This window comes from Pseudomonas azotoformans (genome assembly GCF_900103345.1).
In the GTDB taxonomy this organism is placed as follows: domain Bacteria; phylum Pseudomonadota; class Gammaproteobacteria; order Pseudomonadales; family Pseudomonadaceae; genus Aquipseudomonas; species Aquipseudomonas azotoformans.
This window is the reverse complement of record NZ_LT629702.1, coordinates 4214592-4236231: the sequence shown is the minus strand read 5'-3', so window position 1 is coordinate 4236231 and position 21640 is coordinate 4214592. Positions and strand designations below refer to the sequence as shown.

The 21640-nt window shown below is 60.6% G+C and carries 19 protein-coding genes and 1 pseudogene; 7 read left to right on the top strand and 13 right to left on the bottom strand.

What is annotated here, in order from left to right; translation table 11 throughout:
• Positions 1-95 precede the first annotated feature (95 nt).
• Both betB and betI read right to left on the bottom strand, forming a co-directional pair.
• Positions 96-1568 (bottom strand): betaine-aldehyde dehydrogenase, encoded by a 1473-nt coding sequence (betB, locus tag BLR69_RS19245; protein ID WP_071494416.1) that lies wholly within the window; start codon positions 1566-1568, stop codon positions 96-98.
• Positions 1569-1678: 110 nt separating this feature from the next.
• Positions 1679-2272, bottom strand: a complete 594-nt coding sequence (gene betI / locus BLR69_RS19240) for a transcriptional regulator BetI (RefSeq protein ID WP_017735982.1) — start codon at positions 2270-2272, stop codon at positions 1679-1681.
• Positions 2273-2662: 390 nt separating this feature from the next.
• Here betI and BLR69_RS19235 point away from each other — a divergent pair, with 390 nt between their 5' ends.
• Positions 2663-4597, top strand: a complete 1935-nt coding sequence (locus BLR69_RS19235) for a BCCT family transporter (RefSeq protein WP_232000993.1) — start codon at positions 2663-2665, stop codon at positions 4595-4597.
• A 155-nt stretch (positions 4598-4752) separates the two neighbouring features.
• On the opposite strand, the gene choV is transcribed toward BLR69_RS19235, so the two are convergent.
• The 3 genes from choV to BLR69_RS19220 all read right to left on the bottom strand — a co-directional run bounded on the left by choV (position 4753) and on the right by BLR69_RS19220 (position 7790).
• A complete protein-coding gene (gene choV / locus BLR69_RS19230) occupies positions 4753-5931 on the bottom strand; it encodes a choline ABC transporter ATP-binding protein (protein WP_071494415.1) in 1179 nt (392 codons plus the stop codon).
• Positions 5928-6773, bottom strand: coding sequence for a choline ABC transporter permease subunit (gene choW, locus BLR69_RS19225; protein WP_016972877.1), 846 nt, complete (start codon positions 6771-6773; stop codon positions 5928-5930). The genes choV and choW overlap by 4 nt, the downstream gene beginning before the upstream one ends.
• Before the next feature lie 69 nt (positions 6774-6842).
• Positions 6843-7790, bottom strand: coding sequence for a choline ABC transporter substrate-binding protein (locus BLR69_RS19220; protein ID WP_071494414.1), 948 nt, complete (start codon positions 7788-7790; stop codon positions 6843-6845).
• Between the two features lie 415 nt (positions 7791-8205).
• On the opposite strand from BLR69_RS19220, the gene BLR69_RS19210 reads away from it, so the two are divergent.
• Positions 8206-9582 carry an L-serine ammonia-lyase gene (locus BLR69_RS19210; protein WP_071494412.1) on the top strand — a complete coding sequence of 459 codons (1377 nt, stop codon included), beginning with the start codon at positions 8206-8208 and terminating at the stop codon, positions 9580-9582.
• Between the two features lie 520 nt (positions 9583-10102).
• Positions 10103-11206 (top strand): choline metabolism transcriptional regulator GbdR, encoded by a 1104-nt coding sequence (gbdR, locus tag BLR69_RS19205; protein ID WP_005792167.1) that lies wholly within the window; start codon positions 10103-10105, stop codon positions 11204-11206.
• 95 nt (positions 11207-11301) lie between these two features.
• On the opposite strand, the gene BLR69_RS19200 is transcribed toward gbdR, so the two are convergent.
• The 6 genes and pseudogenes from BLR69_RS19200 to BLR69_RS19175 all read right to left on the bottom strand — a co-directional run bounded on the left by BLR69_RS19200 (position 11302) and on the right by BLR69_RS19175 (position 16516).
• Positions 11302-11565, bottom strand: coding sequence for a hypothetical protein (locus BLR69_RS19200; RefSeq protein WP_071494411.1), 264 nt, complete (start codon positions 11563-11565; stop codon positions 11302-11304).
• Positions 11566-11850: 285 nt separating this feature from the next.
• Positions 11851-13010 (bottom strand): annotated as a pseudogene (locus BLR69_RS19195) (gamma-butyrobetaine dioxygenase).
• Between the two features lie 9 nt (positions 13011-13019).
• The gene (locus BLR69_RS19190; protein WP_071494410.1) at positions 13020-13499 is read right to left on the bottom strand and encodes a thioesterase family protein; all 480 of its coding nucleotides are present in this window, start codon (positions 13497-13499) and stop codon (positions 13020-13022) included.
• 13 nt (positions 13500-13512) lie between these two features.
• Positions 13513-14478, bottom strand: coding sequence for an L-carnitine dehydrogenase (locus tag BLR69_RS19185; protein ID WP_071494409.1), 966 nt, complete (start codon positions 14476-14478; stop codon positions 13513-13515).
• Between the two features lie 127 nt (positions 14479-14605).
• Entirely contained in the window at positions 14606-15493 is an 888-nt protein-coding gene (locus BLR69_RS19180) for a BKACE family enzyme (protein WP_071494408.1), read from the bottom strand.
• Between the two features lie 78 nt (positions 15494-15571).
• Positions 15572-16516, bottom strand: coding sequence for a choline ABC transporter substrate-binding protein (locus BLR69_RS19175; RefSeq protein WP_028618234.1), 945 nt, complete (start codon positions 16514-16516; stop codon positions 15572-15574).
• A 194-nt stretch (positions 16517-16710) separates the two neighbouring features.
• Between BLR69_RS19175 and BLR69_RS19170 the strand changes: the two genes are divergently transcribed.
• Both BLR69_RS19170 and BLR69_RS19165 read left to right on the top strand, forming a co-directional pair.
• The gene (locus tag BLR69_RS19170; RefSeq protein ID WP_071494407.1) at positions 16711-17655 is read left to right on the top strand and encodes a GlxA family transcriptional regulator; all 945 of its coding nucleotides are present in this window, start codon (positions 16711-16713) and stop codon (positions 17653-17655) included.
• Positions 17656-17723: 68 nt separating this feature from the next.
• Complete coding sequence (locus BLR69_RS19165; RefSeq protein WP_071494406.1) at positions 17724-18890, top strand: AAA family ATPase; 1167 nt, start codon at positions 17724-17726, stop codon at positions 18888-18890.
• Between the two features lie 109 nt (positions 18891-18999).
• Here the strand turns inward: BLR69_RS19165 and BLR69_RS19160 are convergent, their stop codons facing one another.
• A complete protein-coding gene (locus tag BLR69_RS19160; protein WP_071494405.1) occupies positions 19000-19416 on the bottom strand; it encodes a DUF3010 family protein in 417 nt (138 codons plus the stop codon).
• Positions 19417-19633: 217 nt separating this feature from the next.
• On the opposite strand from BLR69_RS19160, the gene BLR69_RS19155 reads away from it, so the two are divergent.
• Positions 19634-19930 carry a helix-turn-helix domain-containing protein gene (locus BLR69_RS19155; RefSeq protein WP_071494404.1) on the top strand — a complete coding sequence of 99 codons (297 nt, stop codon included), beginning with the start codon at positions 19634-19636 and terminating at the stop codon, positions 19928-19930.
• Positions 19927-21165 carry a type II toxin-antitoxin system HipA family toxin gene (locus BLR69_RS19150; protein WP_071494403.1) on the top strand — a complete coding sequence of 413 codons (1239 nt, stop codon included), beginning with the start codon at positions 19927-19929 and terminating at the stop codon, positions 21163-21165. The genes BLR69_RS19155 and BLR69_RS19150 overlap by 4 nt, the downstream gene beginning before the upstream one ends.
• Positions 21166-21168: 3 nt before the next feature.
• Here BLR69_RS19150 and BLR69_RS19145 read toward each other — a convergent pair whose 3' ends face one another.
• Positions 21169-21570 (bottom strand): lysozyme inhibitor LprI family protein, encoded by a 402-nt coding sequence (locus BLR69_RS19145; protein ID WP_071494402.1) that lies wholly within the window; start codon positions 21568-21570, stop codon positions 21169-21171.
• Positions 21571-21640 lie beyond the last annotated feature (70 nt).

Genomic DNA, 21640 nt, shown 5'->3' with positions numbered 1-21640 from the left:
AAGCCCCCTCCCACATTTGATCGGGTTTACACAGTCAAAGGTGGGAGGGGGCTTGCCCCCGATGGCGGCCTCACAGGCAATACAAGTCTCGGGATTTAGAACACCGAGGCGTAGTCGCCCAGCTCAACCTGTACCGATTTGATGCGGGTGAAGTTGTTCAGCGAGCTGATGCCGTTCTCACGGCCCACACCCGATTGCTTGTAGCCGCCGACCGGCATCTTCGCGTCGGATTCGCCCCAGGCGTTGATCCAGCAGATACCCGCTTCCAATTGGTGAATCACGCGGTGAGCGCGGTTCAGGTCTTTGGTCACCAGGCCAGCGGCCAGGCCGAAGTCGGTGTCGTTGGCGCGACGGATCACTTCTTCTTCGGTCTCGTAAGTGAGGATGCTCATCACTGGGCCGAAGATTTCTTCGCGGACGATGGTCATCTCGTCGGTGCAGTCGGTGAACACGGTTGGGGCAACAAAGGCGCCTTTGGCGAAGTCGCCGTCGGTCAGGCGGTCGCCGCCGCACAGTACGCGTGCGCCTTCTTCCTTACCTTTGGCGATGTAGCCCAGCACGCTTTCCATGTGGGCGAAGCTGACCAGCGGGCCGAAGTTGGTGGTGTCGTCCTGCGGGTTGCCGACGCGGATGCGCGCAACACGCTCGACGATCTTGGCTTCGAACGCGGCTTGCAGGTGCTTGGGTACGAACACGCGAGTGCCGTTGGTGCAGACTTGGCCGGAGCTGTAGAAGTTGGCCATCATCGCGATGTCGGCGGCGCGATCCAGGTCGGCGTCTTCGAACACGATCAGCGGCGACTTGCCGCCCAGTTCCATGGTCACTTCTTTCAGCGAAGAGCTGGAAGCGCTGGCCATGACTTTCTTGCCGGTGTCGGTGCCGCCGGTGAACGAGACTTTCTCGATGCGCGGGTGCTCGGTCAGCCAGGTGCCGACTTCACGACCGCTGCCGGTCAGCACGTTGAACACGCCCGCCGGAACGCCGGCTTCGGTGTAGATCTCAGCCAGTTTCAGGGTAGTCAGCGAAGTGACTTCGCTGGGCTTGAAGATCATCGCGTTGCCGGCAGCCAGGGCCGGTGCGGATTTCCACAGGGCGATCTGGATCGGGTAGTTCCACGCGCCGATACCGGCGACCACGCCCAGCGGCTCGCGGCGGGTGTAGACGAACGAGGTGTCGCGCAGCGGGATCTGCTCGCCTTCGATGGCTGGCACCAGGCCTGCGTAGTATTCCAGCACGTCGGCGCCGGTGACGATGTCGACGTATTGGGTTTCGGAGAAGGCTTTACCGGTGTCCAGGGTTTCCAGGGCGGCCAGCTCGTCGTTGCGCTCGCGCAGGATGTCGACGGCACGACGCAGGATGCGCGAGCGCTCCATGGCGGTCATTGCGGCCCAGATTTTCTGGCCTTTTTCGGCGCTGACCACAGCACGTTCAACGTCTTCTTTCGTCGCGCGTTGCACTTGGGCGAGAACTTCACCGTTAGCCGGGTTGATGGCTTCGAAGGTGGCATCGCTGCCAGCGTCGCTGTAGCCGCCGTCAATGTAGAGTTTTTGCAGGTCGAAACGGGCCATAAAGTCCTCGCAAGTGCATAAGTGGTTGGCGTTACCCGCCGTCGGTGGGCCATGAAGGTGTGGCAACACTGAGCGGCAGACGTTCAGGGGTTGAGCGGTTTATGTGTGCTCTAACTCACCTGCTTGGCCAATTGGAAATCCATATATTCGTAAGCGATCCGTTGCGCCTGCGCCGTGTCGAAAGCGTCTCCCGACAGGGCGCCGCGCAACCACAAACCGTCGATCAGGGCCGCCAGGCCGCGGGCTGCTTTGCGTGCGTGCGGCAGCGGCAGCACTCGGCGGAACTGGCAGCACAGGTTGGAATACAGACGTTGATCGTTGATCCGCTGCAACCTGTGCAATGACGGGTGGTGCATGCTGGTGGCCCAGAAGGCCAGCCAGGTTTTCATTGCCGGTCCGTTGACCTGGCTGGCGTCGAAGTTGCCCTCGATGATCACCTGAAGGTGCGCCCGTGGGCTGTCGTCCGTCAGCGCCTGTCGGCGTTCGTGGACGTTGTCGATCAGCGCGTTCATCAAGTAGCGCATCGTCGCTGCAATAAGGCCGTTCTTGTCCTTGAAGTAGTGACTGATGATGCCGTTCGAGACGCCGGCCAAACGAGCGATCAGCGCAATGCTGGCATCTCCCATTCCGACCTGATCGATGGCCGTCAACGTGGCTTCGATCAACTGCTGGCGGCGTATGGGTTGCATACCGACCTTGGGCATGTAGCACCTCTCCTTAGGCCTGCCGTGGGCGATAAACGTCCGTCGGCTTGATGGCCAGTCTATTTTGTTTTGATTGAACGTTCAATCAACAAAGAATAAGATCTGCGACAAATGGTCGCTGCCTACAGATATTCCCTACCTGGGAGCCGCGACATCTGACACCTGCAAAAATCCTTGAAACAGGCCGTATCAGGGCCTGTACACCGCTTCGGCGGGGTTCAGGAATTTTCGGGGTGTCTTTATAACACCCGTCCGTCGACTGCCGAAAAATCGATGTCCCGGGATAACCGTTGCCTTGTGTTTCTCTCTCGCACTGCCCGGAGCATCTGCGCCATGAGTTCTGCCTCTCTTATAAAAACCCCACCGGAAAAGGTGCGGGTCAACGGTTGGGTGTTTTACACCTCCACCGCGCTGATTCTGTTGTTGACCGCCATTCTGATCATCGCCCCGCAGGAGGCCGGGCGCATGCTCGGTGTTGCCCAGGCGTGGCTGTCGAAAAGCTTCGGCTGGTACTACATGGTGGTCATCGCCGCCTACCTGGTGTTTGTGGTGGGCCTGGCGTTTTCGTCCTACGGCAAGTTGAAACTGGGCAGCAAGGACGATACCCCGGACTTCAGCTACGGCGCCTGGGCCGGCATGTTGTTCTCGTCGGGCATCGGCATCTCGCTGCTGTACTTCGGCGCCTCGGAGCCGCTGGATCACTACTTCAACCCGCCCGAAGGCGCAGCCGCCAGCAACGGCGCCGCCCGCCAGGCACTGCAACTGACCTTCCTGCACTGGGGCCTGCATGGCTGGGCGATCTATGCCCTGGTCGGCCTGGCCGTGGCGTACTTCGCGTATCGGCATAACCAGCCGCTGGCCCTGCGTTCGGCGCTGTACCCGCTGGTGGGTGAGCGTTGGGTGAAAGGCGCGGCCGGCCATGCGGTAGACGGTTTCGGCATGTTCGTGACCCTGCTGGGCCTGGTGACGAACCTGGGGATCGGTTCGATGCAGGTGTCGTCCGGGTTGGAAAACCTGTTCGGCATGCAGCACAGCAACACCAACCTGTTGATCGTGATCATCGTGATGAGCACCGTGGCGACCATCGCCGCCGTGTCGGGCGTGGAGAACGGCATTCGCCGCCTGTCCAACCTCAACATCGTGCTGTTCAGCGGCCTGTTGATTTTCGTGCTGTTGTTCGGCCCGACCCTGCATTTGCTCAATGGCCTGGTGCAGAACACCGGGGACTACCTCAACGGCATCATCCTGAAAACCTTCGACCTGTACGTGTACGAAGGCGACGCCGACAAGACCGAACGCTGGATGGGCCTGTGGACCCTGTTCTACTGGGCGTGGTGGATTTCCTGGGCGCCATTCGTGGGCATGTTCATTGCGCGGATTTCCCGTGGTCGCACGGTGCGTGAACTGGTAGCTGGCGTGTTGCTGATCCCGTTGGGCTTTACCCTGGCGTGGCTGTCGATCTTCGGTAACTCGGCCCTGGACCTGGTGCTGAACCACGGTGCGGTGGAGTTGGGCAAGACCGCACTGGAACAGCCTTCCATGGCCATCTACCAGTTGCTGGAGCATTACCCGGCATCGAAAATCGTCATCGGCGTGTCGATCTTTGTCGGCTTCGTGCTGTTCCTGACCCCGGCGGATTCCGGCGCGGTGATGATGGCCAACCTGTCCTGCAAAGGCGGCAACGTGGATGAAGATGCGCCGCACTGGCTGCGGATCTTCTGGTCGGCGGTGATCACCCTGGTGACCATCGGCCTCTTGTTCGCCGGCAACTTCGAAGCCATGCAAACCATGGTGGTGCTGGCGGGGCTGCCGTTCTCGGTGGTGCTGATCTTCTTTATGTTTGGCTTGCACAAGGCGATGCGCCAGGACGTGGCCATCGAACAGGAGCAGGCGCAATTGGCCGAGCGGGGTCGCCGTGGTTTCAGCGAGCGTCTGACGGCGCTGGACCTGCAACCGAGCCAAGGCACTGTGCAGCGTTTCATGGACAAGCATGTGACACCGGCGTTGGAAGAAGCGGCGACGGCCTTGCGTGATCAGGGCTTGGAAGTGCAGACCTTGCTCGGCAAGTCCAAGCGCTGCATCGGTGTACGCATCGAGATGGAAGAGGGCAACCCGTTTGTGTATGAAGTGAGCCTGGATGCCTACTCGTCGGCGCCGAGTGACCTGCCCGAAGAAGAGCGCACTCGCTACTACCGTGCCGAGGTGTACCTGCACAACGGACCTCAGGAATACGACCTGATGGGCTTCACCCAGGAACAGATCACCCGGGACGTGCTCGATCAGTTTGAAAGCCATCGGCAGCTCCTTGGCCGGGTCTATAGCTGATAGTTGAGCTGGGCGGTGTTCTTCCTGACACCGCTTTTCCTGTAGGAGCGAGCTTGCTCGCGAAGAACGAATAGGCGACACGGGCTGCCAGATAGCGCTGCGTTATCGTTGACGTTCTTCGCGAGCAAGCTCGCTCCTACAGTGATGCTGGCAACTCAGCCCAGGTTCTTGCCCAGCAGGGCGTGGTACAGCTCACTGTCCCCCAGAATCCCCACCACCTGGTTGTTGTCATGCAACACCAGTTTGTTCCCGGTGTGATAACGGATCTGCAACGCGTCGCGCATGCCGATGTTCGAGTCCACCAGCGTCGGCAACCGCCCCAAACCTTCCACCGCTTGCCCCGGTGCCCAGTTCTGCAGGTTCATCACCGCGCCATTCTGGCGGGCGCCCTGGATGGTGTTGCCTTCGGCCAGGTCCAGCCACGAGTCGCCGCCCGGGTCCAGGCATACCGAACCGTTGACGCGCTTGCAGTTGTCCAGGGTGCGCATCAGGCTGCGGCCGCACAGTACGTTCAGCGGGTTGGTGTGGGCGACGAAGGTCCGCACATAGTCGTCCGCCGGGTTCAGCACGATCTCTTCCGGCACGCTGTACTGGATGATCTTGCCGTCTTTCATGATCGCGATGCGGCTGCCCAGCTTGAGCGCTTCATCGAGGTCGTGGCTCACGAACACGATGGTCTTGCTCAGCTTGCGTTGCAGTTCCAGCAACTCGTCCTGCAGCCCTTGCCGGATCAGCGGGTCGAGGGCGGAGAAGGGTTCGTCCATCAGCAGGATATCGGCGTCCATCGCCAGCGCTCGGGCCAGGCCGACGCGCTGCTGCATGCCGCCGGAGAGTTCGTCCGGCTTCTTGTTGCGCCACTGGGTCAGACCCACCAGCTCGAGTTTCTCATCCACCAGTTTGCGGCGGTCTTTCTCCGGGCGGCCCTGCATCTCGAGGCCGAAGCTGATGTTTTCGCGCACCGTCAGCCAAGGCATCAGGGCGAACTTCTGGAACACCATGGCGATGCGCTTGGTGCGCATCATTTTCAGCTCGGCGGGGGTGCAGGACGCGATGTCGATCTGGCGACCTTCATGCTCCACGAACAGCTGGCCCCGGCTCACGGTGTTGAGGCCGTTGATGCAACGCAACAGGCTCGACTTGCCGGAACCCGACAGGCCCATCAGCACGCAGATTTCGCCTTTCTCGATATCCAGGCTGGCTTTTTCCACGCCGACAATCTGCCCGGTCTTTTTCAGGATCTCGTTACGGCTCATGCCCTGGTCCAGCAGCTTGAGCGCTTCGCGTGGGTCTTTGGAGAAGATCACGTCGACTTTGTCGAATCGGATAATGCTCATGCATCACCCCCTACTTTAGCGTCGGGTTGTTTGCAGATGCGGTCGAGCATGATGGCCAGCAAGACAATTGCCAGGCCGGCTTCAAAGCCCAGGGCGATGTCTGCGGTGTTGAGTGCGTTGACCACCGGTTTGCCGAGGCCGTCGGCGCCCACCAGGGCCGCGATCACCACCATCGACAGCGACAGCATGATGCATTGGGTAATGCCGGCGGCAATGCTCGGCATGGCGTGGGGCAGTTCGATGCGCGAGAGCAGCTGACGGCGCGAGCAGCCAAAGGCCTTGCCGGCGTCCATCAACTCTTGCGGTACATCACGGATACCCAGGTAGGTCAGGCGGATCGGCGCGGCAATCGCGAACACCACCGTGGAAATCAGCCCGGGCACCACACCCAGCCCGAAGAGGGTCAGGGTAGGGATGAGGTAGACGAAGGTCGGTACGGTCTGCATCAGATCGAGTACCGGCCGCATCATGGTGTAGAACAACGGCTTGTGCGCGGCAACAATGCCCAGCGGCACGCCGATGACCACGCAGACCAGGGTGGCGAACAGCACTTGCGCCAGGGTCTCCATGGTTTCCTGCCAGTAACCCAGGTTGAGGATCAGCAGGAAGGAGGCGATGACAAAAACAGTCAGTCCCCATTTACGTTGGATAAAGTGAGCCAGCAGCGCAATCAGACCGATCAATGCCAGCGGATTGAACCAGGTCAGCGCAAACGTCACGCCGTGGATCATCGTTTCCAGTGTCGATGCGATTGCGTCGAAATAGTTGGCGCCATGTTGGGTCAACCATTCGACGAAGGCAGCGATGTACTGGCCTAGTGGGATTTTCTGTTCAGTCAGCATGGTAGTGAATGTCCACATGCGAAGAGGGAAAACATCCCGGGGCAGCGCACCGCCCCGGGGTCAGCGGCATTACTTGGAGAGGTAAGCTTTCACGGCGTCCAGGCCAGGTTTGCCATCAACGGTGGTGACGCCGGCGAGCCAGGTGTCGAGTACTTGCGGGTTCTTCTTCAGCCAGGCTTTCGCCGCGGCGTCGGGTTTCATCTTGTCGTCCAGGACATTACCCATCAGGGTGCTTTCCATGTTCAGGGTGAACACCAGGTTTTTCAGCAACTGGCCCACGTTGCTGCATTCCTCGGTGTAGCCCTTGCGGGTGTTGGTGTAGATGGTGGCCTGGCCGTAGTTGGGGCCGAAGGAATCATCACCCCCGGTCAGGTACTTCATCTTGAAGCGGGTGTTCATCGGGTGCGGTTCCCAGCCGAGGAACACGATGGCCTGGTCGCGCTTGGTGGCGCGTTCAACCTGGGAGAGCATGCCGGCTTCGCTGGATTCGACGACTTTGAAACCGGCGGTTTTCAGGCCGAAGGCGTCTTTGTCGATCAGCGTCTGGATGGTGCGGTTGCCGTCGTTGCCCGGCTCGATGCCGTAGATCTTGCCGCCCAGCTCATCCTTGAATTTGGCGATATCGGCGAAGTCCTTCAGGCCTTTGTTGTACAGCGCTTCCGGGACCGCCAGGGTGTACTTGGCGTTCTCCAGGTTGGCACGCACGGTCTCCACGGTGCCGGCATCACGGTACTGCTTGATGTCGTTTTCCATGGTCGGCATCCAGTTGCCGAGGAAGATGTCCATGTTCTTGCCGTCGGCCAGGGACTTGTAGGTCACCGGCACCGAAATCATCGTGGTGCGCGGCTTGTAGCCCAGGCCCTTGAGGATTTCGCTGGTGGTGGCGGTGGTGACGGTGATATCGGTCCAGCCGACATCGGAGAAGTTGACGGTCTGGCATTGTGCCGGTTCTGCAGCGTGCGCCACGACTGGCAGACTCAGCATGGCGGCCAACAACAACGAGGGTGAAGCTTTCATGGGGCTAGACTCCTGTGTTTTTTCTGGCGGCCTTCGCCGCGCTTTATAAGTGTTGCGTTTAGAGCGTGCGACCACAGCTCTGGCACGGCGCCTTGCAAACGAGTCGAGACTGATCATGTACCAGTGAAAATCTGACGCCTACAGGGGGCGTCGTATCCAGTACAGGGAGGGTCGTATCCAGTGTCGGTGACGTCGCTTACAGGTTTTTCCCAAGGCAAAACTGCAGTTTTTGCCCATCTGCACCGCTAAAAACGGCCAAAACCGGTGATCGCACAGACGCGGCGCTGGTGAGCATGGGTGCGTCGGTGTGAGACGCCGTGACGGCGAACAAAAGCTTGATGATGCCGCCATCTGGGCGATCTGAGCGTAGCAGCTCCTTGGTGTCCGGCCTGTTCACCTGCGGAGTTCCACGTTAATGGCTATCAGTGTTTTCGACCTGTTCAAGATCGGCATCGGGCCTTCGAGTTCGCACACCGTCGGCCCCATGCGCGCCGCGGCGTTGTTCGTTCAAGGCTTGCGTGAACGTGAACTGTTGGAGCAAGTGCGGCGCGTCGAAGTTCAGCTCTACGGCTCCTTGTCCGCCACCGGCATCGGCCACGGCAGCGATACCGCGACCATCATGGGCCTGATGGGCGAATGGCCTGACGCTATCGATCCGTCGCAAATCGGCCTGCGCATTCACACCCTGCGCGAGACCGACACCTTGCTGCTGGACGGGCGCCTGCCAGTGCCCTTCGTCTGGGCGCGGGACATGCGCCTGCTCGACGAAAACCTGCCGTTCCACCCCAACGCCATGACGCTGGTGGTGTCTGGTGATGACGGCGAGCTGCACCGCGACACCTACTACTCGGTGGGCGGCGGTTTCGTGGTGGATGAGGCCCAGGCGCAAAGCGGCGTGGCCGACATGGACCGCACCGAGTTGCCTTACGATTTCTCCAGCGCGGTGGAGCTGTTGCAGCTGTGCAAGACCCACAACCTGCGCGTGGCCGAGTTGATGATGGCCAACGAGAAGGTCTGGCGCTCTGAAGATGAAATCCGCAGCGGCCTGATGAAGCTCTGGCGCGCCATGCAGGATTGCGTTGAGCAAGGCCTCAAGCACGAAGGCATCCTGCCCGGCGGCCTCAACGTGCGTCGGCGTGCCGCCAAGCTGCACCGCAGCCTGCAGGAGTTGAACAAGCCGAATGTGATCGGTTCGACCCTGAGTGCCATGGAATGGGTCAACCTGTTCGCCCTGGCGGTGAACGAAGAAAACGCCGCCGGTGGACGCATGGTCACGGCACCCACCAACGGCGCGGCTGGGATCATCCCGGCGGTGCTGCACTACTTCATGAAGTTCAGCGAGGAAGTCACCGAAGCCAATGTGGTCGACTACCTGCTCGGTGCGGCGGCGGTGGGCATTCTGTGCAAGAAGAACGCCTCGATCTCCGGCGCCGAAGTCGGCTGCCAGGGTGAAGTCGGTTCTGCCTGCGCCATGGCCGCCGCCGGGCTGGCCGAGATCCTCGGCGCCACGCCGGAACAACTGTGCAACGCCGCCGAGATCGGCCTGGAACACAACCTGGGCCTGACCTGCGACCCGGTGGGTGGGCTGGTACAGGTGCCGTGCATCGAGCGCAACGCAATTGCGGCGGTGAAAGCGATCAACGCGGCGCAAATGGCGCTGCGCGGCGACGGCCAGCACTTTATCTCCCTGGACCGGGTGATCCGCACCATGCGCGATACCGGGGCGGACATGCATGACAAGTACAAAGAGACCTCCCGGGGTGGGTTGGCGGTCAGCGCCGTAGAATGTTAAGACCGCGTCGCCTGTATTCGCGAGCAAGCCCGCTCCCACATTTGATCGAGTTCCAACATGAGAACGCGGTCAAGTGTGGGAGCGGGCTTGCTCGCGAATACGGTAGTCCAGACAACACTGCGCATAAAGTGAACACCCGGATCCAAAAGCGCCACCTTTTAGCGCGTCGCAAATAGATAAGTAGCTTGCGAACGATTTCCGACCTGATCACCGGTCTCCCGCGCGTTGGGTGACAGACTTCTCCCACGCCCGCAAAGCGCCTTCCCACAAGTGCTACCGATCTGCTCACACACCTTGCCCGGGCATGTTCCTACGGCCAATTCCAGCCATAACCATACTTGCGGCGCGGGCTTGTTTAGACGCGTCATGAGGTCGTTTTTAGGAGTTATTGGACGGCCATTCAAATTTAGGCATGGCATTTGCTCTATCAATTCAAAGCCTCTCTCCTCGCCGGATGAAGAGCGCAATAACAAGAGCCTCGCCTGAGGCCATCACCCGCTTTGTGTGAGGAGATACCGCGATGACGTCGTTCAACTCCGGGGCCCAACCCCAGAACCGTGCGCCTCAATCCATCGGCTTTTTGCTGCTGGACAATTTCACGCTGATTTCCCTGGCCTCCGCAGTCGAACCGCTGCGCATGGCCAACCAGCTCTCCGGCCGCGAGCTGTATCGCTGGACGACCTTGAGTGTCGACGGAAACCAGGTGTGGGCCAGCGACGGTCTGCAAATCACTCCCGATGCTTCCATGCACAAAGCCCCGGCCCTGGACACCGTGATCGTGTGCGGCGGCGTGGGTATCCAGCGTACCGTGACCCGTGAGCATGTGTCGTGGCTGCAAAGCCAGGCACGCCAATCGCGCCGCTTGGGCGCGGTATGCACAGGCAGTTGGGCCCTGGCTTGTGCCGGTCTGCTCGACGGTTTTGATTGCAGCGTGCACTGGGAATGCCTGGCCTCTATGCAGGAAGCCTTCCCCCGCGTGGCCATGAGCACGCGCCTGTTCACCCTCGACCGTAACCGCTTCACCAGCTCCGGCGGCACCGCGCCGCTGGACATGATGCTGCACCTGATCAGCCGCGATCACGGTCGCGAACTGTCGGCCGCCATCTCCGAGATGTTTGTGTACGAGCGCATCCGCAACGAGCAAGACCACCAGCGCGTGCCGCTCAAGCACATGCTCGGCACCAACCAGCCGAAGCTGCAGGAAATCGTGGCGTTGATGGAAGCCAACCTGGAAGAGCCGATCGACCTGGATGAACTGGCGGTGTACGTCGCCGTCTCCCGTCGCCAGTTGGAGCGGTTGTTCCAGAAGTACCTGCACTGCTCGCCGTCGCGTTACTACCTCAAGCTGCGCCTGATCCGTGCACGGCAGCTGCTCAAGCAAACGCCGATGTCGATCATCGAAGTGGCGTCGGTGTGCGGGTTTGTGTCCACGCCGCATTTTTCCAAGTGCTACCGCGAATACTTCGGCATTCCGCCACGGGATGAGCGCGTGGGGTCCAACACTACCCAGCAAGTGGCGATGATGCCGATTCCGCAGGCGCTGGTGTTGTCACCGTTGTCGGGGCCGATGTCGGCGTTGAGTCAGGCGCGCAACGAGTCGACGTTTGCCAGCGTGCGGCTCTAGACCGAGGTGTCTGTATCGGGGGCAAGCCCCCTCCCACATTTGGATGGGTGAACACAGTCAAAGGTGGGAGGGGGCTTGCCCCCGATAGCAATTGATCAGGCGCGGGAGTTCTGCTTGAACTGCACCAGTGCCGGCAACAACTGCTTATCGATCGCCTGACGCACGGCCGGCAAGATCGTCGCACTGCCAGTGTACATCTGCTCCACCATGCCCTTGAGCGCCTTGGCCCGCGCCTCGCTCAAACCACGCACTGCGCACTCGCAGGCCTGCTCGGCGGTGGCGCCGCTGGAGACTTCGAAACCCAGCGAGCGCAGTTGGCCCAGCAGGTCATCCTGGTCAATCAAATCCGCATGCATCATGACGTTTATCCTGGTGAGGTGAACGAGGTCTGACTGGGATTCTGGTAGCCACCCAAAGGTGCGGCAAGCGCAGATTGCACGAATGCCTCAGATGGCTATGAACATGTCGTTTTCGGGCCATTTACCGGAGGCGGTAATGGGCACACTGAGAACCAGCAAACAGCTTGAAGGTTTGGTCACCCTCGGGATGTCACGCTCACACAAGGCCCTCTGCCTCGATCCAGTCACGGCTGGGTCGGGGCTTTTTTGTGGGAGCGGGCTTGCTCGCGAAAGGCGCGCTACGGTCTACCGTTGCAACACCAAAATGCGCGAGAGCAACTCATCCCTATCGATATAACACCCTTGAAAATGCCGAGCCCGGAAGCCGGGTCAAAAGCATGACGCGCATGCAAGGTGCGGCGGTTATCGAAGCACCACAGCTCACCGGGGTTCAGGCGCTGTACCACGCGAAAGCGAGCTTCCCGCGTCATCGCGATAAAGCGCCGATACGCGCGATACAGCAACGGCATCTGGTCCTCACTGGTATCAAATGGCCCGCGTAGAAAGTTGGCCATGCGGATCTCCGCGATATCGCCCAAGGCATCCAGCGCAATGATCGGCGCCAACTGGCGGTAGTCGCTGTGACGGTCCTTGTTGCGAAACTCCACCGGGATGTCGCACAGCGCCAGGAACGCTTCGGGGTCTTCGGTACGCAGGGCGCAGGCGATGGCAAACCCATCGGCAAAAATACTTTCGCCACCGTCGGCATCGTTCACCAGGCAATGCAAAAACTGCAGGCCCGGTTGCAGCTCCCGCGTGGGCAAGTCACTGTGCAACGGCAGGTTGAAGGCGGTGTAGGCATTGCTGTCGGCATCGGCCTTGGATTGCACGTTGAACAGCACGCCGAAGTTGCTCTCGCGGATGAATGAAATGCGCTTGGCGACCAGCGCCAGGGCGCCGGGCTCGGTGGGCACGCCGCGGATTTGGGTGAGGCCGCAGTCACGTAGCGCCAGCAGCCACTGCAACAATGCGTGGGGGTCTTGCATGACCGCTGAATAGTCGAACACCGGCAGTTGGAAGCGGCTGTCCCACAGCTGGGGTTTGGGCTTCGCCGCCCAGCGTTCGGCGCGGGACTCATCGTCGTAGGCATGCGCCCGCAGCCAGCCGGGGTCGTACTGGCTGCGGTGGCCGCCGCTCCATTGCACGCTCAACAAGCCTTGATCGATGCGTGCGTCGACAGCGCTGAGGTGCTCGTCCACATCGACAATCTCGAGCACCTGCTCGCGGGTCACGCTGTACACGCATTCCGCGCAGGGGCAGTTGTCCCGCAGCCACTGATGATGAAACGGGCTGACCCGCCCATCGGCCCATTGCACACGAATCTGATCATTTAGCACCTGCACCTGCGCAAGGTCGCAGATCTTCGGGTAGGTACGGAAATCGGCAACAGCGGCGGTGGTTTGCATGGTGGCTCCTTATTGTTTTTTGGGTGGCAGCCCAATCACTCGGCCGAGCAGGGCAGGGCGCGGCAGGTCAGCCTGCTCGGCGCTGATGGCAGTGAGTCTTTCCAGTGTGGGCTCGGTGAACGGCGCTGCGTGCGGACCGGCCAGGTCCACGTGCAACAGCATCTGTTCGTTGCCCGCCAGTTCCTTCTCATCCCCCACCAGGTGCAGGCTGTGATAGAGGTGCAGGCGCTTGGCGTCATGGGCGATCAGCTGGGTATGCACCTCCACGTCGGCGCCGAGTTTCACCTCGTGCAGGTAGTTGAGGTGCAACTCCAGGGTGAACAGCGAATGGCCACTGGCTTCGCGGTTTTCACTGTCCAGCCCGAGGGTGTCCATCAGCGCGTCGGTGGCGTAGCTGAAGATCAGCAGGTAGAACGCGTCGCGCAGGTGGCCGTTGTAGTCCACCCAGTCGGGGTGGACCTGGGTGGTGTAGGTGGTGAGTGCGGGCATGTCGGGGTTTCCGTTATTCAGCGAAGGTCATGCCGTGCTTGGCCTTGGTGGTTTTCACCGCTTCCAGCACCGCCAGCAGGCAATCATCACGATAGCGCTCCAGCGCTGAAATGCTGTGTGTACCCAACTGGTCGCTGGTGCCGTCGACCACATCATCGATCAGCTTGTCGGTCAGTTCCGGCGCCGGCAGGTAGGTCCACGGCAATTGCAGTGCCGGGCCGAACTGCGCCATGAAGTGCCGCATGCCGGCATCGCCGCCCGCCAGGGTGTAGGTGAGGAACGTGCCCATGAACGACCAGCGCAGGCCAGCGCCGAAGCGAATTGCATCGTCGATTTCACCGGTGGTAGCGACGCCGTCATTGACCAAGTGAAGTGCTTCACGCCACAGCGCTTCCAGCAGGCGGTCGGCGATAAAACCAGGCACTTCCTTGCGCACATGCAGCGGGCGCATGCCGAGGGATTCATACACCTTGATCGCAGCCTGGATGGCTTCTGGCGCGGTGTTCTTGCCGCCGACGACCTCCACCAGCGGCAACAGGTAAACCGGGTTGAACGGATGGCCGACCACACAGCGTTCCGGGTGGGTCGATCCTTCGTAGAACTCACTCGGCAACAGGCCCGAGGTGCTTGAACCGATCAACGCATTCGGCTTGGCTGCTGCGCTGATCTTGCTGTGCAGGTCGAGCTTCAGCTCCAGGCGTTCGGGGGCGCTTTCCTGGATGAAGTCGGCGTCTTTCACACACGCTTCGATGGTCGCGACGAAGCGCAGGCGGTCTTGCGAGGCACCCGGCGCCAGCCCTTGTTTCTCCAGGGCGCCCCAGGCGTTGGCGACGCGCTTGCGCAGTGCGGCTTCGGCACCGGGCGCCGGGTCCCAGGCGACCACATCCAGGCCATGGGCCAGGGCGCGGGACACCCAGCCGCTGCCGATGACACCGCTGCCGAGGGCGGCGAAGGTTTTGATTTCGGTGATAAAGCTCATGGCAAATTCCTATGGATTTCGGTGGTCCAGTGTGGGAGGGGGCTTGCCCCCGATAGCGGTGTGTCAGTCGATACATTCGGTACTGATGCACCGTAATCGGGGGCAAGCCCCCTCCCACATTTTTTGATTAGCGGCGTTTGGTGAGGCCCATTTTTATGCGTCCTTCGGCGGGGGTCATGACCCGTGCGCCGAGGCGGCTGAGGATTTCACTGGCGCGTTCCACCAACTGGCCGTTGGTCGCAAGCACACCCTTGTCCAGCCACAGGTTGTCTTCCAGGCCGACCCGCACGTTGCCGCCCAGCAGCACCGCTTGCGCCGCCATCGGCATTTGCATGCGGCCGATGCCGAAGCCGGCCCACACGGCGTCGGCGGGCAGGTTGTCGACCATGGCTTTCATGGTGGTGGTGTCAGCCGGTGCGCCCCATGGGATACCCAGGCACAGTTGGAACAGCGGGTTGTCGAGCAGGCCTTCCTTGATCATCTGCTTGGCGAACCACAGGTGACCGGTGTCGAAGATTTCCAGCTCGGCCTTTACGCCCAGCTCCTGGATGCGTTTGGCGCCCGCCCGCAGTTGTGCCGGGGTGGACACGTAAATGGTGTCGCCATCGCCGAAGTTCAGGGTGCCGCAGTCCAGGGTGCAGATTTCCGGCAGCAGTTCTTCGACGTGGGCCAGGCGGGTCAGCGGGCCGACCAGGTCGGTGTTGGGGCCGAACTCCATCGGGTTCTCGCCGCCACCGATCTCCAGGTCGCCGCCCATGCCGGCGGTGAGGTTGACGATGATGTCGATGTCGGCCTCGCGGATACGCTCCATCACTTCGCGGTACAGGGCGACGTCGCGGCTGAACTTGCCGGTTTGCGGGTCACGCACATGGCAATGCACCACGGTGGCGCCGGCCTTGGCGGCTTCCACCGCAGCGGCGGCGATTTGCTTGGGGGTGACCGGCACGTGTGGGCTTTTGCTGGTCGTGTCGCCAGCACCGGTGAGTGCGCAGGTGATGATGACGTCGTGGTTCATGAGGCAGGTTCCTTACAGACGGGCGTAGTGATGCCGTGCGCAGCCGGGAATGGCTGCGACACGGTGATTCGAATCAGGTTATTTGCTGGTCAGTTGCAGGTTGGCCGCCGCCGGCTTGCCGTCGAAGGTGGTCACGCCTTCCAGCCAGCGGGCCTGGTCTTGCGGGTGATCCTTGAGCCACTGTTTGGCGGACTCGATGGCGTCCTTGTGATCCAGCAGCGGCTGCATCATCCGGCTCTCGTCGGCGGCGGTGAAGGTCAGGTTGGTCAGCAGTTTGTGCACGTTGGGGCACTGTTCGGCGTAGTTCGGTGCAGTGACGCTCCACACGGTGGCCATGCCTTCGTTCGGCCCCAGGGCGTCGTCGCTGCCGGTGAGGTAGGTCATGGCGACGTTGACGTTCATCGGGTGCGGCGCCCAGCCGAAGAACACCACGGCTTCCTTGCGGCGCACGGCGCGGTCGACGGCGGCGAGCATGCCGGCTTCACTGGACTCGACCAGCTGGAATTTGCCCAGGCCGAACTGGTTCTTGGCGATCATCGCCTTGATCTGGGTGTTGGCGCCTGAGCCTGGCTCGATGCCGTAGATTTTGCCGCCCAGCTCTTTCTCGAACTTGGCGATGTCGGCGAAGGTTTTCAGGCCCTTGTCTGCCAGGTAGGTGGGCACGGCAAGGGTGGCGCGGGCGTCTTCCAGGCTGGGCTTGTCGAGTACCTTGACTTGCTTGGCGTCGACAAACGGCGTGATGGTCTGGGTCATCAGCGGGTTCCAGTAGCCCAGGAACAGGTCCAGGCGCTGGTCGCGGATGCCGGCGAAGATGATTTGCTGGGAGGCGCTGGTCTGTTTGGTCTTGTAGCCGAGGCCGTCGAGCAACACTTGGGTCATGGCGCTGGTGGCGATTACGTCGGTCCAGTTCACCACGCCCATGCGCACGTTCTGGCAGGATGCCGCGTCGGCAGCCAGTACGTTTGTGCTCAAGATGGCGCTGGCGCTGAGTGCGAGCACGCAGCGGCTGATCAGTCGGTTCATGGTGGATCCCTCGGCAGGTCGTTATTGTGGGGTCCGGCGTCTTTGTGCGCCGTGGGATCAAATTACGCAGCTTGAGGGCCGACAAAACGCACGGCGGCGACCAGCTCTTGCACTGCAGCGACCTGTGCTCTTGAATGGTTCGTTGAACTGGCGTATCACAGTGAGCACGCTGCCCGTCCGACGAGAGCGCCACCATGTCCCAGGATTTCTACTTTCTGCTGATGCCGGGCTTTTCGGCCATCGGCTTTATCTCTGCGCTGGAGCCGCTGCGAGTAGCCAACCGCTTTCGTGGCGAGCTATACCGCTGGCACGTGCTGAGCGCCGATGGCGGCGCGGTATTGGCGAGCAATGGGATGTCGGTCAACGCCGACGCTGCGCTGGAACCGTTGAAAAAGGGCGCGACGTTATTGGTGGTGGCGGGCTTCGAGCCGCTGCAGTTCGCCACGCCTGCGCTGGAGCACTGGCTGCGTCGCCTCGATCACGATGGCGTGACCCTCGGCGCCATCGACACCGGCGCCTGCGTCCTCGCCGAAGCCGGGCTGCTCGACGGCCACCGCCTCACCCTGCACTGGGAGGCCATCGACGCGTTCAAGGAATCCTATCCGCACCTGACCGTCACCCAGGAGCTGTTCGAGATCGACCGCCGCCGCATCACCTGCGCCGGTGGCACCGCGTCCATCGACCTGATGCTCGACCTGATCGCCCAAGCCCACGGCCCCGAGCTGGCGATCCAGGTCTCCGAACAATTCGTGCTCGGCCGCATCCGCCCACGCAAAGACCACCAGCGCATGCAGATCGCCACGCGCTACGGCATCAACAACAAGAAACTGGTGCAGGTGATCGGCGAGATGGAGCAGCACACCGAGCCGCCATTGAGCACATTGGCCCTGGCCGAGGCGATCAAAGTGACGCGCCGCCAGTTGGAGCGCCTGTTTCGCCTGCATTTGAACGACACGCCGAGCAACTTCTACCTCGGCCTGCGCCTGGAGAAAGCCCGACAGTTGCTGCGCCAGAGCGACCTGAGTGTGCTGGAAGTGAGCATTGCATGCGGGTTTGAGTCGCCGTCGTATTTCACCCGCAGTTATCGGGCAAGGTTTGCGAAATGTCCGAGGGAGGACCGGCGACGGGAGGTGGTTTGACGGGCAATTATAGTCAATTATACTCATGACTATAATTTATAGTTGTTTTCATAATCGAGTATAAAACCATGTCCAAGCACAGCGGCTTTGTATTCCGCCGTCCCGCGCTGGCAAGCAGCATCGCCGACGGCCTGGTGGGGGTGGGTATCCAGGATTTCACCTCTGGCCTGTTTCTCGCGGCGCCACGCCGAACAGGCAAAAGTACCTTTCTACGTGAAGACCTGATCCCGGAGTGCCAGCTTCGAGGCTGGCTGGCCGTGTATGTCGACCTGTGGGCGGACAAAGAGAAAGATCCGGCAGACTTGATTGCCAGTGCAATTGCCGCCGCGCTGGTGCCTTATGAAAAGGGCATCCGCAAGTTGGCCAAGAACATTGGCATCGAAAAACTGAGCTTTCTGCGCACGCTGTCCTGGGACTTCAGCAAGCCTCAATTGCCCGTCGGCGCGACGTTGACCCAGGCCTTGGAGTTGCTCCATCACGCGGCGGAAAAACCCGTGGTCCTGGTGATTGACGAAGCGCAGCACGCGTTGACCAGCGATTCAGGCATCAATGCGATGTTTGCGCTGAAGGCCGCCCGGGATCAGCTCAACCAAGGGCGTGACGAGGACGGCAGCGGTTTGCATCTGGTGTTCACCGGCTCCAATCGCGACAAGCTGGCCCATTTGGTTCTGGGCAAAAGCCAGCCATTCTTCGGCTCCAGCATCACGCCGTTTCCGCTGCTGGGTAAGGCGTTTACACAAGCCTACACCGCGCACCTCAATGCGCACTTGGCGAAAACCAACCAATTCAGCGCGGACGATATTGATGAGGCTTTTGAGCTGGTTGGCCGTCGCCCCGAGATGCTGCGTACCATCATTGGAGAAGTGGCGCTGGAGTTGGGCGAGGCGAGCAATTTGGGTCAACTGCTGCACAGCCGCGCCGAACTGTTGCGCGCCGGCGTGTGGACCGAATTCGAAAGCGCCTGGAACAACCTCACCATCCCCCAGCGCGCCGTTCTGGAAGTGATGGTGGAGCGCTCGCAAAACAACGAACCCTTCGCGCCGTTCACCGACAGCACCCTAACGGCGGTCAGCAAGGCGCTGGAGGACATGGGCAGCGACGTGGTGCCGGGCACCCAGACGATTCAGGCCTGTATCGATGCCCTGCGCGACAAGGAGCTGGTATGGAAGTCGAGTCGGGGGGGGTATGCCCTGGAGGACAAGACCTTCGGCGATTGGCTGCGCAACAAGCGCTGACATGTGGGAGGGGGCTTGCCCCCGATGACAGGCTGTCAGTTGATACAACGTTGGCTGACCCACCGCTATCGGGGGCAAGCCCCCTCCCACAGTAAATTGATGATGTGGCTTATTTCTTCAGCAGGGCAGCGCACGCTGCTTTGTACGCTTCATGCTGGTACTTGTTCAGCGTCGCCGGCAGTTCGAAGTTGTGCTTCTTGTTCTGCGCATTGATGGTCTGCGGTGACAGCAGCGTCACCTCAACCCCCTCCAGCAACTGAAATACCCCTTCAATCTTGAACGTGGTCGGGCCGCCGGCGAATTCACCTTTCTTGCTGCGCTTCTTGATCGCGATCCGCTCGATGGCGTTTTCCTGCACAAATGCCTTCACTTGAACGGCGAAGGCTTTGACGTTGGCGGCTTCATCGTCGTCTTCCAGGGCGATCTTCTTGGTCGCCAGGGCGGCATGGGTCAGCGCCTGATTGTCCAGGGAAGCGACAGCGATGATGGCTTCGCTGCCTTTGATTTCGATGCCGCAGGTTTTCATGGTTTGGCCTTGAGGGACGTGAGATGGCGCAGATGGTCGCGCACCTTTCGAGGAGGGTCAAAGGTGTCGCAGACCAGAGCAAACTCATAAAAATATAAAAGATATTATATTGTCTCTTATTGGAGATAATACCGATTATTGGCTAACCTGTTGTCCATTATTTAATATGTTTATTCAACGCCTGCTACACTTGCTAACACTCACTTGAGGTCGAACTATGGCTCTTACTCATATTCTCTACGCCCCCGGCGAGATTGCTTTGCAGATCGCAGGGAATGCCAAGGCGCTGCGGCTGAGCAAGAACCTTTCTCGCCGAGCCCTGGCAGCCCAGTCGGGGGTGGCCGAGTCCACGCTCAAGCGCTTTGAAACGACCGGCAAGATTTCCCTTGATGCCTTGCTGCTGATCGCGATGAGCCTGGGGCTCGGGGCGCAAATGGCGAATCTGTTCAGTGCGCCGCCGCCGATCAGTCTTCAGGAATTGAAAGGTCAAACCAGGCTTCGAGGACGTCGATGAAAACAGTCTCGGCACTGCACGTCATGTTGCAAGGTTCACACGTCGGTGAGCTGGTGGATGCGCCCGGCAGGGGGATTTATTTTTCGTATGATCCGAGTTGGCTGGCGAGCGGCTTCAACTTGGCGCCGCTGTACATGGACTTCTCTGCTACGCCTCAGTTGGCAGCCGACCCGATGCTGTTCGGTGGCCTGCCGGGAGCGTTCAGCGATTCGTTGCCCGATGGCTGGGGGCTGTTGCTGATGGACCGGTTTTTTCGCATGGAACTGGGGATTGAACGGCGTGCAATCCGCCCATTGGACCGGCTGGCCTATATGGGCAATCGGGGCATGGGGGCGCTGGAGTACAGGCCGATGTTCGAGAAGGATCCAGAGCAAGGCGAGCTGGACCTGGCGTCCCTTTACCAGGCTTCGCAAAACGTGTTGTCTGGGGAAACGCATGAGGTGATCGAGTCATTGCGCCTGGCGGGCGGCTCTCCCGGTGGTGCGCGGCCAAAAGCGGTGATTGGGCTTTCGGCCGACAAGACGCAGGCCATCTCTTCATTTGGTGATATGCCTGAAGGCTATGAACACTGGTTGATCAAGTTCCGCAGCCAGGACGAGCATCGCGACAGTGGCGCTATTGAACAAGTCTACGCCACGGTCGCGCGTAACGCGGGGGTCGAGGTTGCGGATTCAAGCCTGCTCGAGGTGCAGACGGATAGCGGCGTAGAGCGTTGCTTCAGCACCCGACGCTTTGACCGCACTCGCCACGCAAAGCGTCATATGCTGACCAGCGCGGCGATCCTGTATGCCGATTTCCGCATGCCCAGCCTTGACTACGGCGACCTGTTGCGCCTGACCTTCGCCATCACCAAAAACGCTGGCGATGTGCAGAAAATGGCTCGGCTGATGGTCTTCAATGCGTTGGCTCACAATCGTGACGATCACGCCAAAAACTTTTCGTTCTTCGGCTCTTCGGCTGGCTGGCAGATGGCGCCAGCCTATGACCTGACGTTTGCCACTACCAGCGGTCGTGGGAATGAGCACACCTGTGCTTTTGCAGGTGCAGGCCAGCCATCACGCCAGGCGATCAAGAAAGTCTGCGCGCCCTTCAGCTTTCTCGAGCCCGATCTTTACATCGAGCAGACGATGGAGGCCTTATCGCAGTGGGGCCAGCATTGCGCGGACCTCAATATCGACAAGACTCAGCGTGATCATCTGCAAATGGCCTTCAACTCAATATGGAAGGCCTTTTAACCGTCACTCTTGCCCAATCGACTCCAAAAACTCCGACCGCTCATCACTCATCCGCGCCAGGCAGTCATTCTGTGCAATCGCATAGGCCTTGGTGCCGGTCACCGCCGGGAAGGTGTCCACGGCGCAATCGGCGTCACGCAATTTTTCCCACTTCTGCTGTGCATCCTTCAGACGAGCGGTAATGTCCGCCAGCTTGGTCTTGTCGCTGCCGTAGGTCGACGCCATGCGTTCGAGCAGGCCTTGATAGTTGTCTTTGAGCAGTTGTTCAGCGGTGGTTTTGTTATAGGTGGCGCATTCCAGGGTTTGCTTGTCGTTTTCGATGCCGTCGCACGGCGTGCTGTCGGTGTCTTCAGCCGCGTGGACGCCGGTTGCGATGAGTGCCAAAGCCAGGAAAATCGATTTCATTGCGCCGTCTCATATCAGGTAATGCCCGAATTCTGGCTCAAGCGTAAGACAAAGAACAGCCGCCAGTCAG

Bases quoted from the DNA above. Each gene is read 5' to 3' on its own strand.
- betB (WP_071494416.1), bottom strand. From the start codon at position 1,568: ATGGCCCGTTTCGACCTGCAAAAACTCTACATTGACGGCGGCTACAGC.
- betI (WP_017735982.1), bottom strand. From the start codon at position 2,272: ATGCCCAAGGTCGGTATGCAACCCATACGCCGCCAGCAGTTGATCGAA.
- choV (WP_071494415.1), bottom strand. From the start codon at position 5,931: ATGAGCATTATCCGATTCGACAAAGTCGACGTGATCTTCTCCAAAGAC.
- choW (WP_016972877.1), bottom strand. From the start codon at position 6,773: ATGCTGACTGAACAGAAAATCCCACTAGGCCAGTACATCGCTGCCTTC.
- BLR69_RS19220 (WP_071494414.1), bottom strand. From the start codon at position 7,790: ATGAAAGCTTCACCCTCGTTGTTGTTGGCCGCCATGCTGAGTCTGCCA.
- BLR69_RS19210 (WP_071494412.1), top strand. From the start codon at position 8,206: ATGGCTATCAGTGTTTTCGACCTGTTCAAGATCGGCATCGGGCCTTCG.
- gbdR (WP_005792167.1), top strand. From the start codon at position 10,103: ATGACGTCGTTCAACTCCGGGGCCCAACCCCAGAACCGTGCGCCTCAA.
- BLR69_RS19200 (WP_071494411.1), bottom strand. From the start codon at position 11,565: ATGATGCATGCGGATTTGATTGACCAGGATGACCTGCTGGGCCAACTG.
- BLR69_RS19190 (WP_071494410.1), bottom strand. From the start codon at position 13,499: ATGCCCGCACTCACCACCTACACCACCCAGGTCCACCCCGACTGGGTG.
- BLR69_RS19185 (WP_071494409.1), bottom strand. From the start codon at position 14,478: ATGAGCTTTATCACCGAAATCAAAACCTTCGCCGCCCTCGGCAGCGGT.
- BLR69_RS19180 (WP_071494408.1), bottom strand. From the start codon at position 15,493: ATGAACCACGACGTCATCATCACCTGCGCACTCACCGGTGCTGGCGAC.
- BLR69_RS19175 (WP_028618234.1), bottom strand. From the start codon at position 16,516: ATGAACCGACTGATCAGCCGCTGCGTGCTCGCACTCAGCGCCAGCGCC.
- BLR69_RS19170 (WP_071494407.1), top strand. From the start codon at position 16,711: ATGTCCCAGGATTTCTACTTTCTGCTGATGCCGGGCTTTTCGGCCATC.
- BLR69_RS19165 (WP_071494406.1), top strand. From the start codon at position 17,724: ATGTCCAAGCACAGCGGCTTTGTATTCCGCCGTCCCGCGCTGGCAAGC.
- BLR69_RS19160 (WP_071494405.1), bottom strand. From the start codon at position 19,416: ATGAAAACCTGCGGCATCGAAATCAAAGGCAGCGAAGCCATCATCGCT.
- BLR69_RS19155 (WP_071494404.1), top strand. From the start codon at position 19,634: ATGGCTCTTACTCATATTCTCTACGCCCCCGGCGAGATTGCTTTGCAG.
- BLR69_RS19150 (WP_071494403.1), top strand. From the start codon at position 19,927: ATGAAAACAGTCTCGGCACTGCACGTCATGTTGCAAGGTTCACACGTC.
- BLR69_RS19145 (WP_071494402.1), bottom strand. From the start codon at position 21,570: ATGAAATCGATTTTCCTGGCTTTGGCACTCATCGCAACCGGCGTCCAC.